Source organism: Pseudomonas sp. NPDC089406, assembly GCF_044900265.1.
Classification (GTDB): Bacteria; Pseudomonadota; Gammaproteobacteria; order Pseudomonadales; family Pseudomonadaceae; genus Aquipseudomonas; species Aquipseudomonas fakonensis.
The window spans coordinates 32,272-48,962 of sequence record NZ_JBJDNC010000023.1 but is presented as its reverse complement, the minus strand read 5'-3'; the positions used below and the strand labels follow the sequence as shown (position 1 = coordinate 48,962).

The following is a 16,691-nucleotide window of genomic DNA, read 5'->3' as shown; positions in this document are numbered from 1 at the left end:
AGCCCAAGGGGCTCAGGTGTAAAGGTTGAAAATGTTACTGCGCAATGCCGTGTACGCCGTCGCCGGATGCACCTGCTAAAGTGCGCGCCCTCTTACTTGCGGCTATGACGGAACAATCTCCATGCACAAGATGATCGAGTTTATGGCGGTGGTCGTGGTTTGCACGGTCATTGGGGTGCTGTGCGAACAGTTCGGGGTGAACAAGTACCTGAAGTGGCTGCTGATGGCGCTGCCGGCTGTAGTTTGGGTACGGTTGCGTAATCCGTTTTTGCGGTAGGGGGTGGTTTGGTGCCTGGCTGCCGGGGGGCGGGCGGGGTTATAGGCCAGGGTGATTGCTTTTGGAGATGTATGCGCATTCGTTGACGATAGCGGCTTTTCGTCACCTTTCCGCCCTTACGGCGGGTTACTTTGGTCGCGGCTCGGCGCCCCCGGCCAAAGTAACCAAAGCCGCCCTGCTCCCATCATCCGGCCCCCTACGCTGCGCTTCGGGGGTTCCCTCGCTCCGGGCTTGCTCCGGAGTGAGGGTACCCCGGAGCGCAGCGCAGGGGCCGGATGAATGGAGCGCACGGTTTTTGGTTACTTTTTTCCACGAAAAAAAGTAACCCGCCGTAAGGGCGGAAAGGTGAATAAGCGTCAATAAAAATAATGAATGCGCGTACGACTTTCAAAACAAACAACAGCGCACATCGCAATATACAAACCGTCCCACAGAAACCCACCGACCTTCAGCCATGCGCATCTTACAAGATCCTCGGCACCAGCCTGCAATGAAGCCGGCGCCCGCCTAACGCAACCGCCGGCTGCCGGCCAACGCCAGCGCCAACCCGACCAACGCCACACCGCCCCCCACCAACCCGATATCAGCCACGCCCAATTGGCTGCTGACAATGCTGCCCAGCAGCGCACCGCCGCCGATGCCGATGTTGTAGATGCCCGAGAACAGCGCCATGGCCACGTCGGTAGCATCGGACGCCAGCTTCAGGGTCTTGGACTGCAGCGACAGACTGAAACTCAAGATCGCCACGCCCCACACCATGCTCAAACCGGCAAACAGGTAGAAGTTGCCCGACAGCGGCAGCAGCAACAGCAGGCACGCCGCCAGCGCACCGATGGCGCCCAGCAGAAACCCATGGGGGAAGCGTTCGCTGTAGCGGCTGAACAGCAGCGAACCGAACACCCCGGCACCGCCGAACAGCAACAGCAGCAAGGTGGTGCGCTCGCCGCCGATCTGCGCCACATGCAGGGCGAACGGCTCGATGTAGCTGTAGGCGGTGAACTGCGCGGTAATCACCAGGGTCACCAGCAGGTAGGTGATGACCAGCGCCGGGCGCTTGAACAAGATCGGCAGGCTGCGCAGCGAGCCCGAGTTCTGGCTGGGCAGCAACGGCAGCGACTTCATCAGGCACAGCATGGTGGCCAGCGCCACCCCGGCGATGCACAAAAAGGTCACCCGCCAGCCCAGCGCCTCGCCCACCACCCGCCCCAGCGGGATACCCATGACCATCGCCAGCGTTGTGCCGGTGGCCAGCAGCCCGAGGGCCTTGGCCTGCTGCCCCGGCGGCGCCACACGCACCGCCAGGGACGCGGTGATGGCCCAGAACACGGCATGGGACAGGGCAATGCCGATGCGGCTGACCAGCAGCATGGCAAAGCTCTGCGCCACCCACGACAGCAGGTGGCTGACGATGAACACCAGGAACACGAACAACAGCAGCCGGCGGCGTTCGACGTTGCGGGTCATCAGCATCATCGGCAAGGATGCCAGCGCCACCACCCAGGCGTAGATGGTCAGCATCAGGCCCACCTGGGCGGTGCTCATGTCGAAGCTGCGGCCGATGTCGCTGAGCAGCGCCACCGGCACGAACTCGGTGGTATTGAAGATGAACGCCGCCAGGGCCAGCGCGATGACGCTCAGCCAACTGCCGCTGCCGGCGGTGGGCGGCATTGAGGTGGGGACCGGACCATTCATGAAAAACGCATTCCTCGCAGACAAGGCAACAGCACGCGCATCGACAGCCAGCCTGGGGCTTGGGCGAAGCACGCTTGGTTATTAGTAGGATGCAGCCATGGTACGCATCAAGCCCGGGCCTCACAACCTCGCTGGCGGACGGAGTACCATGCACGCTTTTATGGCGCGACTGCCAGCAACAACGCGGAACAAGGAGCCCGATCCGCCCATGGACAAGCAACACCCGCAGCAGCAGTGGCGCGAGGCCGTGCTGGCCTACGCCGAGGCGATCAACCTGTATGTGGCGCAAGGCCGCGCGCAAGGTTGGGACAACCTCGAGGAACCCGCCACCCCCGACACTGCGCACCTGCTCGACGCCTGGCGCGCGGCGCTGGTGGCGATCAACCGGCCAGGCACCAGCGAGCAGCAGCGCCAGCTGTTCCGCGAGGCCTGGCCACCGGCACACCTGCCGCTGCTGCCATTGCTGGAGGAACAGGCCCAGGGGGTTGACCAGGTGTTACTGCTCGATGACGGCAGCCTGCTGGCACGCATCGGCAAGCCGTTCGAAAAGGGCCAGGTGCTGCGCCTCGATGGCGATGCGGTAACTCCGGTGATCGGCGTCGATTTTTTCGGCCGCTGCCCGCAGCGGCGCTTCTACGCCCTGGCCAACAGCGAGGGCGTGCGCGTGACCGATGGCTGGGGCGGCCCGCTGGTGGCCCGCCTGCCCTGGCCCCACGGCCTTGAGGGGCTGCCTGAAGGCTTCCCGTTCGAGCCCCTGGACATGCCGCCACGCCCTACCGCGCTGCTGCCCTTCCCTGACGGCCAGCGGGTGCTGCTGGCCAGCAGCGACGGCATCTTCGTGCTGACCGCCGACGGCGCCACGCGCCTGCTGCCCCGCGCCGAGGACATCCTCGAAGAACTGGACGCCGGCACCGACCCGGACGACGTCGGCCTGGGCCTGTGCATGCAGCACGTGGCGATGTCACCGGACGGCCGGCTGCTCGCCCTGGGCGAGCAATGCGGGCGCCACCTGGTGCTGGGCGAGCAACTGCAGCTGCTGGCAGTGGTCGGCCCGGCCAGCGAGTACCCGCATTTTGCGTTGTTCAACCAGACGGGTGACCAGCTGCTGCTCAACGCCTGCCACTTCTACCACGGCGCCAGCGTCGGGGTGCGGGTAGCCGGCCTGCCGGGGCTGGACACCGAGCACTACAGCGAGGATGCGCGCACGCCCGTGCTGCAGGACGGCGCCCGGCTGTATGCCGGTGTGGCGCGCCAGGGCGAGTACATCGTCGGCGATGCCCATGGTTACTTGCGTGCGTTCGGTGAGGACGGGGCGGAACACTGGCAGCACTTTCTGGGTTCGACCATCAGCGCCATGGACATCAGTGCCGATGGGCGCACCTTGGTGGCGGCCAGTTATGCAGGGTTCATTTCGGTGATTGCCCTGGATACCCGGCGGCCGGCATGGCAGATCGGTACCGGGGCGCATGGCGAGGTGCGGCGCTGGGTGTGCTGGAAGGGGTTCGAGCGGCCGTTGGCCTGGTAAGGCGCAGGTTTCAGGCTGGTCGCGGTCCTGTAGGAGCCGGCTTGCCGGCGATGGGGCCGTCAGGTCTGTTCAGGCAGGCCCGGCCTCATCGCCGGCAAGCCGGCCTCAATAGGCACAACGCAGGATTCAGGCTTGGCGCCATCCTTTGGTAGCGGCCTTGCCAGGGCGCCAGACTGCAGCGGCCCAAAGGCGACCAGGTCAGCTCTTGTCGATCAGTTTCAGCAACTGCTCGCGGTCCAGCCCGTAGGGCGGTTTCCAATAGTCGATTTCGGTTTCTTCCCACTGCTCGATTGCCGCGGGCGACAACTGGGCCTGCAACTCTAGGGTCAACGCCTTGCGCATGCCAGAAAGCCTGTCCAGCACCTTGCGCTGCTTGAAAAACAGCAACAATGCCAACGCCGTTTGCTCGGCATCGTCGAAGCCCGAGCCGATATGGTCGATAACCGGCACGATCTGCTCGATGTCGTCGAGCAGCCCCATGAGTGTCTGAGTGTCCATGCGAATTAGCACCTGCTGATGAACTTGGTGGTTTTCGGGTCGAGATGCACATCACCCTTGATCTTGTACTCTTCTACGCCCAGTTGGTTCTTCTGGAACACCGCGCGACTTTCATCGACATCGAACTCGATATAGTTGCGGCCATGCCCACGCTTGATCTTGAACCGGTCCTCGGCATCGGGGCCACTTAACGGCTTGCCCTTGGCCTTTACCGCAAACACCGAGTTTTGATCGCTGGCCTTGATCACCCCGGACTCCTTGATGCCGGCGAAGCCTTTGTTGCTGGTGTAGTGGCGCAGCCGTATGTTCGCAAGGCCCAGCGGGTCGATCCACAGCAGCGGGCTTGGTGCGTACTGGTAAAGGTTCAGCCCACCCAGCAGGCCAACCGGGTCCTGGCTGACAAAGCGCGCACAACCGGGGTCGTAATAACGGTTGAGCGTGTAGTGCAACCCGGTTTCGCCATCTTGATACTGCCCGGCAAAGCGCAGCGGCTGGTCAATCGGCGCCTGGCCGCTGCGCAGCCGGTGGCTACCAGGTACCTGCCCCACCAATTGGCCCCAAGGTTGGTAACTGCCGCTCCATCGCACCTCACCCTGCTGATCGGTAAGTTCAAGGGGCAAGCCGTTGACTTCGGTATGGAACCAATACCGCGCCAGCACCTCACCGCCGGCTGCCTGGTCGATACGCGCCAGCGGGTTCCAAGCATCAGCCGGGTCATAGACGTAGGTACGACGAACACCCTGCTCCGTTTGCTCCTGCAGTAAGCGCCCGCCCTGCCAGGTGAAGCTCACCCGCGATGTTTGTGCCGCCTGGCCCTGCTCGATGCGTACCTGCTTGGCAACCCGTCGCCCCAGCGCATCATATTGGTAGTGCGCTTCGAAACGCCCTTGCGGTCCAACGCCATGAGCGTGCAGCAGGCGGTTACCAGCGTCGTAACGATAGTGCTGGTAAAGCGCCCCGTCGCGCCGCTCGACCAGGTTGCCCCAGGCATCATGGCGGCAAACCACCCCATGTACCTGGCCCACCCGATTGTCCGGGTAGGCCTGCTGGTCATGGCGACCCAGCAAATTGTCGGCAGCGTCGAAACGAAACACCTGCATTTGTCCTGTTTCAAGCAAGGCATGGCTCACCAGGCGCCCCTCGGCGTCATGCCCGAACTGCTGCGTACCGCGCAGGTTGTCGGTTATCGTCGCGGGGTAGGCACGGCCATCAAAACCGTATTGGCGAGTCAGCAGGCACGCCTGCGGGTCGCCAAGGTGGCTGAAGACCTCGCTCAACTGACCGTCCGGGCCCAAGCTGCGCTGCTGGGTCAGCGGGCCCAAGGTACGCGAGCGTTCACGGTGCAATGCATCGCGCGTGAAGCTACTGACTTCTTCCCCGTTGAAGGCTATCGCCAGGGCATGCCCGGCCCCGTAGCGCAGCCATTGCAGGCGATCACCTGCCGGCGTTTTCAGGCCACTCAGGTAACCCAAGGCGTCGTACTGAAATTCAATCGTGCCCTGCGCCCCTTCCTCGCTGAGCATCTGCCCTGCTCGATCATAGCGCCAGGCGAGGCAATCCTGTACCACGCCGATGGCCAAGCCTTTGACCGTGGGCGTGCGCTGCAACTCAAGCACTCGCCCGCACGCATCACGCTGGTAGCGCCAATGCGCGTCGTCATCGGCATGGCCCAGCAACTGCCCGCCATCGTCAAACCACAACTGCGTATGGCGCTCCAGCCGCTGGCCCTGCTCAGTGCAGGCGAACTCGCTACGGGCGCATGCAAACCCGCGATCATCCCACTGCAAGCGGTAACCGGTGCCGTCGGGCCGGCGCTCCTCGAGCAAGCGGCCTGCGGCATCGTGGCTGAAGTGGTAATGCCCGCCGTTACCGTTGTCCAGCCGCAGCAACAGCCCACGCGGATCGTGCTGGCAGCGCAGTACCCTGCCCAGCCGGTCAGTGCGAGACTGCACACCACCCAAAACGTCGTAGCGCCAGCTAATGACCCCACCCTGTGCATCGGCCCAGGACTCCAGCAGGTCCTGGCCGCGCCACTGGAAGCGTTCGCAGCGGCCATCGGCTGCCTGAATGGCCAGCAACTGCCCGGCCTCGCTCCAACTCAGCCGGGTTTTCTGGCCCAGTGCGTCTTCAACCTGCAGCAGTTGCCCGAATCGGTCATAGGCCTGCCGTTGGGTATGCCCTGAACAGTCAGTGCGGGCGCACAACAGGCCCTGCGCAGTCCACTGCAGCCGGACCACGCCGCCGTCAGGGCCGATGATCCGCTCTGGAGCAGGTGCCTGCGCGCCGGCATACGCATAGCGGCGCACCTGTCCAAGCGCGTCGGTTTCGCTAAGCAGGCGTAGTTTATCGTCGTATTCGTAACCTTCACTGCTGCCGTCCGGGTGGGTGATACGCAGCACTCGGTCGGTCAGCCGCAGCCACTGGTACGCCGTGCGCTGGCCCAACGCATCGGTCTGGGCAAGCACCCGCCCGAACGCGTCCCACTCGACACGCAGGCTACGGCCTCCCGGCAAGGTGAATACGCTTGGGATGCCTTCCTGATACGCAAGGCTCGTAGTGCGCCCGTCAAAATCAGTGAATGCCAGCACATTGCCGTGCTCATCAACACACCAGGATGCGCTGGCGCCATCTTCGCGATGTACTTGACGGCGCAAGCCCGCAAAGTCGTAGTGAATATCAAGTCGCTCCCCGGCGTTGTTGGCATAGCCGACCACCCTGGGCAGCAGGTCGATTTCCTGCCAGCGGTACTCGCAGCGCAGGCCGCGGCTGTCTTCGTGGCTGGCCATCAGGCCATCCTGCCAGGTGTACCGGCGCAGCAGCAGCCCGCCCCGCCCGGTCACCTCGCATAGCTGGCCGGTGCTGTCATAGGCGTACTGCACCAGGCAGGTGCCATCCTGCAGCCAGGCGCCGGCCAGGCGACCCTGCTGGTATCGGCATTGCACTCGCAAACCGCTGTTGTCGACCAGTTCGTGCAGGCTACCGTCCGCATGGCGGGCAAACACCAGGGCATGCCCGCAGGGCAACGCCTGGCGCTGCAGGTAGGCACGACCATCGGCGGGCAGCTCGGGGTAGTGCCAGGTTTCCCCGCTAGCATCTCGTATAAGCCAGCCGCCCTGCGGCTGGTGCTCAAACCATTGCTGCTGGTGCGGACAGTAGTACCGCTCGCCGGCTGGCAGCAGCGGCAGCGCGACGCAATCACCGTTAGGGGCACGCCAAAGTACACCGTCTTCGCCGCGTGCCAGCCAGCTTTCCCAGAAGATATTCCACCCAGCACCGAGCACGCCGCCCAACACATCGCCACTGCGCCAGTAGCGTTGCCAGCGAAGGGGCAGGTGGCCTGGCAAGGTGAAGTCCAGCTCTTGCTCGCCGGCCAGAAACTTCTGCCCACTGACCACATCCACAGGCCGCGCCAGAATACCGCCCACCGACGCGGCTAGGCCTACGCGCCCGACGCGGCAGGCGACTCGCAGCAGCTTGGCGATACCTGGCAGGCGAGCCAATGCCCCCAGCTTGGCCGGTGCCCCACTGATACCGCCCAACAGCCCCGCCAGCAGCAGCGTCAGGTCAGAAACCTTGCCCAACCAGGGCGGTACTTCGGGCTCGATCACCAAGGTATCAACAGCCTCCCCGCCAATGAACACATTGCCGGACCCGCTGGCCACTTTGGCATCGCAATTGGTTCTGTCGCCCAGCCGCGAGGCAGGCATGCCGTTGATGAACACCTTCGAGGAGCCCTGGGCCATCTGACGGGTGGGGCCATCGTCGCGACAGGCAAGCTGGCTGAGCGTCGCCATCGTGGCGGCTCGACCATTGATGAAGACATTGCTGGAGCCGGTGGTCAGGTTGCCCGTCACACGGCTGCTCGCCGCCCCCGCCTCGGCGATGCTGTCACGTGCTGCCGTGGCAGCCTCTGCGGTCAGGTAACCCACTAGAAAACTGGCCCCGACCAGCAGTACGCCCACGCCGATGCAGGACGCCGCCAGCCCGGCAACGAACAGCGCACTGGCGGCAATGCCGCCGGCCGCCGCGATCAAGCCACCGACTACCGTGCCGGCAATCATGCCGACCAACGCATTGGAGTGGGCGATCTCGTCGCCGACCCGGGCCGCCTCGAACATCGCTCGCCCTCGCTTAGCTGGCCGGCACGAAGCTGGACAGTAGGGCGTCGAAAGTTTCCAAATCGTGCTCGTGCAGGTTATCGGAGCGGCTTGCCGTGAACACCAGTACCTGGCCCGGCACAGGGCTGAACACCGCCTGAACCTGGTCGATGCGTTGCTGTCCACGCAAGTAGGTGGCCTGTACGCGCAATCCCGGTAGGCGTTGCTCACCCAGCCAGGCGTCAAGTCGATCGCGCTGTTGCCAACCGGAAAGATGCTGACGCATCAGCTTGAGCTGACGCTCGACATAGGCCTGCAGCGCTTCGTCCGCCTCCAGGCAATCACGGGCAATATTGAAAGCCGCGCCGCCAGCCCCGCCTGGGACAAGCGCATTGACCGTGTTGTCACGGTAGCCTGAAGGAACACTGACGCTACCTTCATTGAAGGTACAGACCAGAGGGGAGAGTTGGGACATGTCGGCATTCCTTGCGCGCCAGGGACGGCGGCGATAGTAACCATCGAAGGTCTACCTGCCAACCGCCCCGTCCAAGGCAAGCGATTTTGCGCAGTCATCAAGGGCCTGGCATGACGCGAGGCCGTCAAGCTTGCAAAGTAGCCATGTCGATAACGAAACGGTACTTCACATCACCCACGATCATGCGCTCGTAGGCCTGGTTGATGTTGCGGATGTCGAGCATCTCGATATCGCAGCTGATGCCGTGCTCGGCGCAGAAATCCAGCACTTCTTGCGTTTCGGCGATGCCGCCGATCAACGAGCCGGCCAGCACCCGGCGCTGCATCACTAGGTTGGCGGCATGTACCGGCGGCTCGACCGGCTCGATCAGGCCCACCAGAATGTGCACGCCACCGAAGGTGAGGGTTTGCAGGTACGGGTTGAGGTCGTGCTGCACCGGAATGGTGTCGAGCAGGAAGTCGAAGTGGCCGGCAGCAGCGGCCATCTGCTCGGCGTCGGTGGACACGATCACATGGTCGGCGCCCTGGCGGCGGGCCTCTTCGGCCTTGCTTGCCGAGCGGGTGAACAGGGTCACTTCAGCGCCCAGGGCCTTGGCGAACTTGATGCCCATGTGGCCCAGGCCGCCCATGCCGAGCACGCCGACCTTGTGGCCGGGGCCCACACCGTGCGCCTTGAGCGGCGAGTAGGTGGTGATGCCGGCACACAGGATCGGCGCGGCGCTGGCCAGGTCCAGGCCTTGCGGAATGCGCAGCACGAAGTGCTCGCTGACCACGATGCTGCTGGAATAGCCGCCCATGGTGTTGCTGCCGTCGACCCGGTCGGGGGTGGCGTAGGTCATGGTCGGGCCGGCGAGGCAGTATTGCTCCTCATCCTGGCTGCACGCAGCGCACTGGCGGCACGAATCGACCATGCAGCCCACACCCACCAGGTCGCCGACCTTGTGGCCGGTAACCTTCTCGCCCACCGCCGTGACCCGGCCGACGATCTCGTGGCCCGGCATCAGCGGGTACACGGCAATGCCCCACTCGTTGCGCGCCTGGTGGATGTCGGAGTGGCACACGCCACAGTAGAGAATCTCGATGGCCACATCGTCCGCGCGCGGGCTGCGGCGCTGGAAGGTCATGGGGGCCAGGGGGCTGGTGGGGGTCTGGGCGGCGTAACCGATTGCGGTATACATGGGGGCACCTCGGAGAGTGAAACGGTTCAGGTGGCGCCATTTTCCGCGCAGGCGCGGCCCGCGCCCACCGCCGATTCTCCGGCATGCATGCCTGATTCTCCGGAACTTCGCATGAGCGTCTGGCGTACAGCGGCGATTCTGCGAAAATTGCACTGTCCGATTCTCTGCCCCAGGTAGACCATGCAACTGACCCGCCACGTGGATGCCAACGCCACGCTCTGCACGCTGATCCGCAGCCTCGCCACGCGCCCAGGCTTTGTGCCCACCGCCCTGCCCCAGGTGCAGGTGCTGACCTGGGACCACTACGTGGCCAGCAGCCCGCAGATCTACGAGCCGAGCCTGATCATCCTCGCCCAGGGCAGCAAGCTGGCGCGCCTGGGCCCGCGCACGCTGGAGTACGGCGCCGGGCATTACCTGGTGCAGGCGCTGTCGGTGCCGTTCATGTGCGAAACCTTCGCCACCGCGCAAGCGCCGTTACTGGGGGTGGCAGTGGACATCGACCGCACCTTGCTGAGCGAGTTGGTGCAGAGCATGCACCTGGCGCCGGACGCTGCGGTGCAGGTACAGACGCCGCAGTCGATGAGCTCGGCGGCGCTGGATGCGCCGATGCGCGACAGCGTCGAGCGCCTGCTGCAGTGCCTGCAGGACCCGATGGACGCCAGAGTTCTGGGCCCGGCGCGGGTGCGCGAGGTGCTCTACACCGCGTTGCGCGGGCCCCAGGCCGGGGTGCTGCGGGCGCTGGTGGAGCAGCAGGGGCACTTCGCCCGCATCGGTGCAGCCATGGCCTACCTGCGTGCCCACTACGCCGAGCCACTGGGGGTGGACGAGCTGGCCAGCCGCGCCAACATGAGCGTGTCGACCTTCCATGAACACTTCAAGCGCGCAACTGACCTGGCGCCGATGCAGTACCTCAAGCGCCTGCGCCTGCTCAAGGCGCAGCAGATGCTGATTGGCGAACGGCTGGGGGTGGCGCAGGTGGCGCACCGGGTGGGCTACCAGAGCACCTCGCAGTTCAGCCGCGAGTACAAGCGCGAGTTTGCGCGCAGCCCGGGGGAGGAGCAGCCGTATCAGAGCTTGCCGGTTTGAGGGAGCCAGATCGCCGATTTGACGCGATCCCTGTAGGAGCGGCTTTAGCCGCGAAGCAGGCAGCGCGGTGGCTGGCCCCCGGCAAGCCCGCTCCCACAGGATCGTGCAAAGCCTGAATCCAGCGCGGTCCCTGTAGGAGCGGCCTTGTGTCGCGAAAGGGCCGCAAAGCGGCCCCGGCATTATCAGCCGTGATGCTGGAATCCTGGGGCTGCTGCGCAGCCCTTTCGCGACACAAGGCCGCTCCTACAAAATGCGCGAAGCAGGTTGATGCCCCTACTGGCGCAACACCATCGCCACGATGGTCGCCTGCAACTCCTGCTTGGCCATCGCCGCCTCCAGCTCCCCACTCGCCGCCGCCTGGGCCAGCGCATCGGCCGCCCCCACCAGCACACGCAACCCGGCGTTCCCTACATCCCCACCCGGCGCAAACGGCGCCAGGGCCTGCCGGCACTTGTCGAGAAACGGCCCTTCGTAAGCCTGTTTGAGCGCTGCAAGCTCAGGCGAGCCGGCCAGCGCCGCGCTGACCCCGGGGATCTCCCGCCCCTGGCTCAGCACGCAATCGACCCAAGCCTCGGCAATCACCCAGGCCCGCTGCGGCAGTTGGGCCGGGCACCCGGCCAGTGCGGCCTCGAGCATGGCGGTCTGCCGCGCGTCGTAGTCCTGGTACAGCGCCACCAGCAACCCGCCACGGGTCTCGAAGTGGTCGTACACCACCGGCTTGGTCACCCCGGCCTGCTCGGCCAGGCGCCCCAGGCTCAGGGCCTCGGTGCCCTCCTCGCGCACCAGTTGCCAGGCCACCTCCAGCAACTGGCGGCGGCGCTGCTCACGGGACAGGCGTTTACGCGGGGCGGCGTTGTCTTCGCTTGACATGGATTACCTACCAAAAGTAACTTACCAATCGTAACTTACTGCGAGTATATAGCGCTCGCGCTCCCTGTGCACCCTGCTTTTAGGAGGCTTCGCCATGCATGCCCTGATTGTCATCGGCCACCACGACCCTGCATCCCTCACCCACGCCCTCGCCCACCAGGTGGCTGCTGGTCTTGCTGCCGCAGGCCATACCAGTGAACTGGCAGACCTTGCCAGCGAAGGCTTCGACCCACGCTTCGGCCTGGCCGACCATGCCGTGCACCGCCGCCTGGCCGTACCACCGGCCGACGTGCTGGCCGAGCAGGTGCGCATCGACCGCGCCGACACCCTGGTGCTGGTCTACCCCATCTACTGGTGGTCGCTGCCAGCCCTGCTCAAGGGCTGGGTGGAGCGCGTGTTCAGCAACGGCTGGGCTTTCGAATACGCCGCCGATGGCACCACTACCAAACGCCTGCACGGCATGACCGCGCACCTGGTCGGGGTGGCCGGGGCCGACGCCGGTACCTTCGAGCGCCATGGCTACGCCGAAGCGATGCGTGTGCAGATCGAGCACGGCATCTTCGACTATTGTGGCGCGCAGGTGCTGAGCTCGACGCTGTTCAGCGAAACCGAAAGCGCACCGCAAGCCGCTGCGCTGCGCCAGGCCCACGCCCTTGGCCAAGGACTGTTCGATACCGAAGCGGTCAGTGCCTGACCCAAAAGCTCACACCGCTACCACCGCCAGCGGTGTGAGCCCCCCCCCATTGCGAGGCGACAAGTGTCCCGGCTACTATTGAGAACGATTTTCACTCACAGCCGGAACCTGCCCGTTGGACAGCACCTCGACCCGCAAGCTGGGCTTCTTCTTCAGCGACCATCACCGCTGGCTGCTCCAACACATCCACAAACGCCTGCGCAACCGCGCCGACGCCGAAGACACTGCGGCCGAAGCGTTCTGCCAGATGCTCGGCGCCAAGGTTGACCCCGACAGCATCCAGCAGCCGCGGGCGTACCTGTCGACCATCGCGCGCCGGCTGATCTTCGACCGCCACCGCCGCCGCCAGCTGGAGCAGGCCTACCTCGAACGCCTGGCGCTGCTGCCGGAGCCGGTGGCGCCGTCAGCCGAAGAGCAACTGCTGCTGATCGAGGCCCTGGTGACCATCGACCAGGTGCTCGACGGCTTGCCGGCGATCGTCAAGGCCGCGTTCCTGTACAGCCAGCTCGACGGCATGAGCTACGTACAGATCGGCGCCCGCCTGCACATTTGCGAGCGCACCGTCAGCCGCTACATGAAACAGGCCCTGCGCCAGTGCTACCTGAGCGAGGTGCAGCCATGAGCAGCCGCAGCCTGGACGCGGTGAGCGAGCAGGCCATCGACTGGATGGTGGCACTGAACGCCAGCAAGCCCGACGCCGCCCTGTTACAGCGCCTGAACCACTGGCTGCAGCAGGACGCTACGCACCAACAAGCCTGGGACCGCCTGCAACAGCGCCTGGGCCGCCCGCGAGCGGCGCTTCAGGCGCTGGAACAACACGCCCCGGGCGCGGCCCGCCAGGCACTGCTGACGCCCACCCATTCGCGCCGCGAGGTACTGGGTGCATTGGCAGGTGCCGGCCTGTTCGGCGGCGCGCTGTGGGCCGGCTGGCGCAGCGATGCCGGGCAGAACTGGCTGGCCGACCTGCACACCGGCAACGGCGAGCGGCGTGGTTTCACCCTGGCCGATGGCAGCCGCCTGAACCTCAACAGCGCCAGCGCCGTGAACCTGTACTTCGATGCCAGCCAGCGCCTGCTGGTGCTGCGCCGTGGCGAGATGCTGATTCAGGTTGCCCGCGACCCGCAGCGCCCGCTGCGGGTGCGCACCGCACAGGGCCAGGTGCAGGCGCTGGGCACGCGCTTTTTGGTCAGCCAGGAGGCCGAGGCCACGCGGGTAGTGGTGCTCGAGCACAGCGTGCGCGCAAGCCTTGCCGACGGCCACTGGCAAGACCTGCAACAAGGCCAGGCGGCGCTGCTGTACAGCGACCGCATCGAGCGCCTGGGCGGCGAGCAACAGCAACGCGGTGCCTGGCTGCACGGGCGCCTCGAAGTGCTCGATGAACCCTTGCAGGTGGTCATCGACGCCCTGCGCCCCTACCACCGCGGCTACCTGCGCCTGGCGCCGGCGGTGCGCAACCTGCGGGTGCAGGGGGTGTTCCCGCTGGATGACCCGCAGCAGGCCCTGGCCGCCCTGGCCGAAACCCTGCCGATCAGCATCGCGCACTACGGGCCATGGCTGACCTTGATCGGCGCCAAGGGCCAGGTTTAAAAATATTTATAAAAATCATTCGCAACAGTGTCCGGTTTTCATTTCTCGTTGCACCTCTCTCCTGACCACACACATTTTTCGGGAGAAAACCGTGCGTAACACCTGGCCCTTTGCCGTTGCCCTGAGCAGCTTCAGCCTGCTCGTTCAGGCGCAGTCCCTGTCGTTCGACCTGCCCGCCGCAAGCCTTGCCACCACGCTCAACCGCATCGCCAGCCAAAGCGGGGTGATCATCGCCCTGGAGCCGGAGCTGGTACGCGGCAAGCAGGCGCCGGCCGTGGCCGGCCAGATGAGCGCCGAGCAGGCCATGCAAGCAGCGTTGGCCGGTAGCGGCCTGCAGTTGCGGGTAACCGGCAGCGGCCATTACACCGTCGCCCCGACCAGCCTTGACGACGGTGTAATGGAGCTGGGCAGCACCAGCGTCACCGACAACTACCTGGACGCCACCAGTGAGGGCAGCGGTTCCTATGCGGCGCGCGCGGTGACCCTGGGCAAGGGCACCCACACCCTCAAGGAAATCCCCCAGTCGGTGAGCGTCATCACCCGCAAGCAACTGGACGACCAGGGCATCACCGACCTGCAGGACGCCCTCAACCACACCACCGGCGTGGTCGGCGCCCAGGGCATCGGGCCGGGTGTGGTGGTGACCTCGCGCGGGTTCCAGATCGACGACTGGCAGTACGACGGCGTGCCGATTCCGCGCAACAACTACTCGCTGGGCAACTGGGCCACCCAGGACCTGGTGTTCTTCGACCGCGTCGAAGTGCTGCGCGGCGCCTCCGGCCTGCTGCAGGGCACCGGCAGCCCGGGGGGCGCCATCAACCTGGTGCGCAAGCGCGGCCAGGCGGCGCCCACCGTGACCCTCACCGGCAAGGCCGGCAGCTGGGACCACTACGGCCTGCAACTGGACGCCGGCGGGCCATTGACCCGCGATGGCAAGGTACGTGGGCGGATAGTCGCCGACGAAGACCAGAGCGACAGTTTCATCGACTACGCCTGGAGCAAGTCGCACTCGCTGTACGGCGCGCTGGACATCGACCTCAACGATGCCACCACCGTCGGCGCCGGTATCAGCTACAACCGCCAGCAATCGCGGCCGATGCTGCGCGGCCTGCCCCGCTACGCCAACGGCAAGGCCATCGACCTGCCGCGCTCGACCTACACCGGTGCACGCTGGAGCCGCGCCGAAACCGACGTCACCACCTATTACCTGGACCTCGAGCACCGCTTCAACGACGACTGGACGTTCAAGGCCGCCGCCGTGCGCATGGACGAAACCAACACCTCGACCCACCAGCGCGTGCAGACCACAGGCGATGGCGTGGCCGCCGACGGCAGCGGGCTCACCTACGCCGACTGGATCACCGACTTTCACAACACCAAGCTGGGCCTGGACATGAATGTGGTCGGCCACTTCGACACCGGCCCCCTGGCCCACGAAATCACCCTGGGCGGCAACTACTCCAAGCTGACCTCCGATGACGCCTACTGGCGCAACTTCGTCGCCAGCGGCGACAACATTTTCGACATCGACCATGACCGCCCCGAACCCAGCCGCGACAGCCTGCTGGCCGGGGTCGCCGGGCGCGCCAACAAAGCCGCCTACGACATCCGCCAAAAAGGCCTGTATGGCGCCTGGCGGGTAAAGCCCCGCGAGGACCTGACGCTGATCCTCGGCACCCGGGTCAGCTGGTTCGACTACAGCTGGGACTCGATCGACTTCAACGGCCCCACTGACCCAGGCACCCGCTACCCCACCAGCCGCATGACCGAGAGCGGCCAGGTGACGCCGTATGCAGGTTTTGTCTACGACCTGACCCGCGAGTGGGCCTGGTACGCCAGCTACACCGACGTGTTCACCCCGCAGACCGAGCGCGCGGTGGGCAACGTGCCGCTCAAGCCCATCGTCGGCAGCAACTATGAAACCGGCCTCAAGGGCGAGCTGCTCGATGGCCGGGTCAACGCATCCCTGGCAGTGTTCCGTTACGATCAGGAAAACCGCGCCATCACCGATGTGGCCTCAGGCTTTGCCTGTGACGACTGGTACTGCTCCACTGCCTCCGGCAAGGTACGCAGCCAGGGCATCGAAGCCGAAATCAGTGGCGAGGTGCTGAGCGGCCTGCAGCTGTTTGCCGGCTACACCTACAACACCACCAAGTTCATGGATGACCCAGACGAAAAGGGCCGGGTGTTCAGCCAGTGGACGCCCAAGCACATGCTGCGCACCTGGGCCGACTACACCCTGCCGGTGGACGGCCAGCGCTGGAGCACCGGCCTTGGCTTCACCACCCAGAGCCACACCCTGGGCTACGAGCGCACCTACACCGTGGCCGGCTACACGGTATGGAGCGCGCGCCTGGCCTACCAGCTGACCCCGGAGGTGAGCCTGGCAGTCAACGGCAACAACCTGTTCGACAAGAAGTACTGGGTAGCCGGGTTCAACCAGCTCAATGGCAGCAACAACTATGGCGAGCCGCGTAACTTCATGTTCACGGTGAAATACACGCCGACGTTCTGAGGGGCGCAAGGCAGGCAGCTGATATGAAGGGGTTCGTGGGAGCGGGTTTGCCCGCGATGCGGCAGGCCGGCAATCCGCAAGCCATGGCACCGGCCTGGCCGGTGATCGCGGGGCCAGCCCGCTCCTACAGATGACCATCAGTCCAGTGCTGCCCCTGTAGGAGCCGGCTTGCCGGCGATGAGGCCAGCCCGGGCAACA

At 65.4% G+C, this 16,691-nt stretch carries 13 protein-coding genes; 7 read left to right on the top strand and 6 right to left on the bottom strand.

The window, feature by feature from the left end; all coding sequences use genetic code 11:
- Nucleotides 1-121: 121 nt before the first annotated feature.
- Complete coding sequence (locus ACI2KK_RS17300) at nt 122-277, top strand: hypothetical protein (RefSeq protein WP_217884689.1); 156 nt, start codon at nt 122-124, stop codon at nt 275-277.
- 507 nt (nt 278-784) lie between these two features.
- Here ACI2KK_RS17300 and ACI2KK_RS17295 read toward each other — a convergent pair.
- Complete coding sequence (locus ACI2KK_RS17295) at nt 785-1,969, bottom strand: sugar transporter (protein WP_404669811.1); 1,185 nt, start codon at nt 1,967-1,969, stop codon at nt 785-787.
- A 208-nt stretch (nt 1,970-2,177) separates the two neighbouring features.
- On the opposite strand from ACI2KK_RS17295, the gene ACI2KK_RS17290 reads away from it, so the two are divergent.
- Nucleotides 2,178-3,494: a hypothetical protein gene (locus ACI2KK_RS17290; protein ID WP_404669810.1), complete on the top strand. Its 1,317-nt coding sequence runs from the start codon at nt 2,178-2,180 to the stop codon at nt 3,492-3,494.
- Nucleotides 3,495-3,692: 198 nt separating this feature from the next.
- On the opposite strand, the gene ACI2KK_RS17285 is transcribed toward ACI2KK_RS17290, so the two are convergent.
- From ACI2KK_RS17285 to ACI2KK_RS17270, 4 genes are all read right to left on the bottom strand, one after another.
- Nucleotides 3,693-3,992, bottom strand: coding sequence for a hypothetical protein (locus ACI2KK_RS17285; RefSeq protein ID WP_404669809.1), 300 nt, complete (start codon nt 3,990-3,992; stop codon nt 3,693-3,695).
- A 5-nt stretch (nt 3,993-3,997) separates the two neighbouring features.
- Nucleotides 3,998-8,110 carry an RHS repeat-associated core domain-containing protein gene (locus ACI2KK_RS17280; RefSeq protein ID WP_404669808.1) on the bottom strand — a complete coding sequence of 1,371 codons (4,113 nt, stop codon included), beginning with the start codon at nt 8,108-8,110 and terminating at the stop codon, nt 3,998-4,000.
- 13 nt (nt 8,111-8,123) lie between these two features.
- The gene (locus ACI2KK_RS17275) at nt 8,124-8,564 is read right to left on the bottom strand and encodes a DcrB-related protein (RefSeq protein WP_404669807.1); all 441 of its coding nucleotides are present in this window, start codon (nt 8,562-8,564) and stop codon (nt 8,124-8,126) included.
- Between the two features lie 124 nt (nt 8,565-8,688).
- Nucleotides 8,689-9,741 carry an NAD(P)-dependent alcohol dehydrogenase gene (locus ACI2KK_RS17270; protein WP_217839183.1) on the bottom strand — a complete coding sequence of 351 codons (1,053 nt, stop codon included), beginning with the start codon at nt 9,739-9,741 and terminating at the stop codon, nt 8,689-8,691.
- A gap of 180 nt (nt 9,742-9,921) precedes the next feature.
- Here ACI2KK_RS17270 and ACI2KK_RS17265 point away from each other — a divergent pair, with 180 nt between their 5' ends.
- Entirely contained in the window at nt 9,922-10,827 is a 906-nt protein-coding gene (locus ACI2KK_RS17265) for an AraC family transcriptional regulator N-terminal domain-containing protein (protein ID WP_404669806.1), read from the top strand.
- Between the two features lie 273 nt (nt 10,828-11,100).
- Here ACI2KK_RS17265 and ACI2KK_RS17260 read toward each other — a convergent pair whose 3' ends face one another.
- On the bottom strand, nt 11,101-11,697 hold the full coding sequence (locus ACI2KK_RS17260) for a TetR/AcrR family transcriptional regulator (RefSeq protein WP_404669805.1): 597 nt from the start codon (nt 11,695-11,697) through the stop codon (nt 11,101-11,103).
- A 94-nt stretch (nt 11,698-11,791) separates the two neighbouring features.
- On the opposite strand from ACI2KK_RS17260, the gene ACI2KK_RS17255 reads away from it, so the two are divergent.
- The 4 genes from ACI2KK_RS17255 (at nt 11,792) to ACI2KK_RS17240 (ending at nt 16,493) form a co-directional block, all read left to right on the top strand.
- Nucleotides 11,792-12,391 carry an NAD(P)H-dependent oxidoreductase gene (locus tag ACI2KK_RS17255; RefSeq protein ID WP_404669804.1) on the top strand — a complete coding sequence of 200 codons (600 nt, stop codon included), beginning with the start codon at nt 11,792-11,794 and terminating at the stop codon, nt 12,389-12,391.
- Between the two features lie 115 nt (nt 12,392-12,506).
- Nucleotides 12,507-13,013 (top strand): sigma-70 family RNA polymerase sigma factor, encoded by a 507-nt coding sequence (locus ACI2KK_RS17250; RefSeq protein WP_404669803.1) that lies wholly within the window; start codon nt 12,507-12,509, stop codon nt 13,011-13,013.
- Nucleotides 13,010-13,978 carry a FecR family protein gene (locus ACI2KK_RS17245; protein WP_404669802.1) on the top strand — a complete coding sequence of 323 codons (969 nt, stop codon included), beginning with the start codon at nt 13,010-13,012 and terminating at the stop codon, nt 13,976-13,978. The genes ACI2KK_RS17250 and ACI2KK_RS17245 overlap by 4 nt, the downstream gene beginning before the upstream one ends.
- 91 nt (nt 13,979-14,069) lie before the next feature.
- Nucleotides 14,070-16,493 carry a TonB-dependent siderophore receptor gene (locus ACI2KK_RS17240; protein ID WP_404669801.1) on the top strand — a complete coding sequence of 808 codons (2,424 nt, stop codon included), beginning with the start codon at nt 14,070-14,072 and terminating at the stop codon, nt 16,491-16,493.
- The last annotated feature ends 198 nt before the right edge of the window (nt 16,494-16,691 follow it).

What these genes read in the sequence shown, in the direction of transcription:
- ACI2KK_RS17280 (WP_404669808.1), bottom strand. Translation starts at nt 8,110, where the DNA reads ATGTTCGAGGCGGCCCGGGTCGGCGACGAGATCGCCCACTCCAATGCG.
- ACI2KK_RS17295 (WP_404669811.1), bottom strand. Translation starts at nt 1,969, where the DNA reads ATGAATGGTCCGGTCCCCACCTCAATGCCGCCCACCGCCGGCAGCGGC.
- ACI2KK_RS17275 (WP_404669807.1), bottom strand. Translation starts at nt 8,564, where the DNA reads ATGTCCCAACTCTCCCCTCTGGTCTGTACCTTCAATGAAGGTAGCGTC.
- ACI2KK_RS17285 (WP_404669809.1), bottom strand. Translation starts at nt 3,992, where the DNA reads ATGGACACTCAGACACTCATGGGGCTGCTCGACGACATCGAGCAGATC.
- ACI2KK_RS17270 (WP_217839183.1), bottom strand. Translation starts at nt 9,741, where the DNA reads ATGTATACCGCAATCGGTTACGCCGCCCAGACCCCCACCAGCCCCCTG.
- ACI2KK_RS17300 (WP_217884689.1), top strand. Translation starts at nt 122, where the DNA reads ATGCACAAGATGATCGAGTTTATGGCGGTGGTCGTGGTTTGCACGGTC.
- ACI2KK_RS17290 (WP_404669810.1), top strand. Translation starts at nt 2,178, where the DNA reads ATGGACAAGCAACACCCGCAGCAGCAGTGGCGCGAGGCCGTGCTGGCC.
- ACI2KK_RS17260 (WP_404669805.1), bottom strand. Translation starts at nt 11,697, where the DNA reads ATGTCAAGCGAAGACAACGCCGCCCCGCGTAAACGCCTGTCCCGTGAG.
- ACI2KK_RS17245 (WP_404669802.1), top strand. Translation starts at nt 13,010, where the DNA reads ATGAGCAGCCGCAGCCTGGACGCGGTGAGCGAGCAGGCCATCGACTGG.
- ACI2KK_RS17255 (WP_404669804.1), top strand. Translation starts at nt 11,792, where the DNA reads ATGCATGCCCTGATTGTCATCGGCCACCACGACCCTGCATCCCTCACC.
- ACI2KK_RS17265 (WP_404669806.1), top strand. Translation starts at nt 9,922, where the DNA reads ATGCAACTGACCCGCCACGTGGATGCCAACGCCACGCTCTGCACGCTG.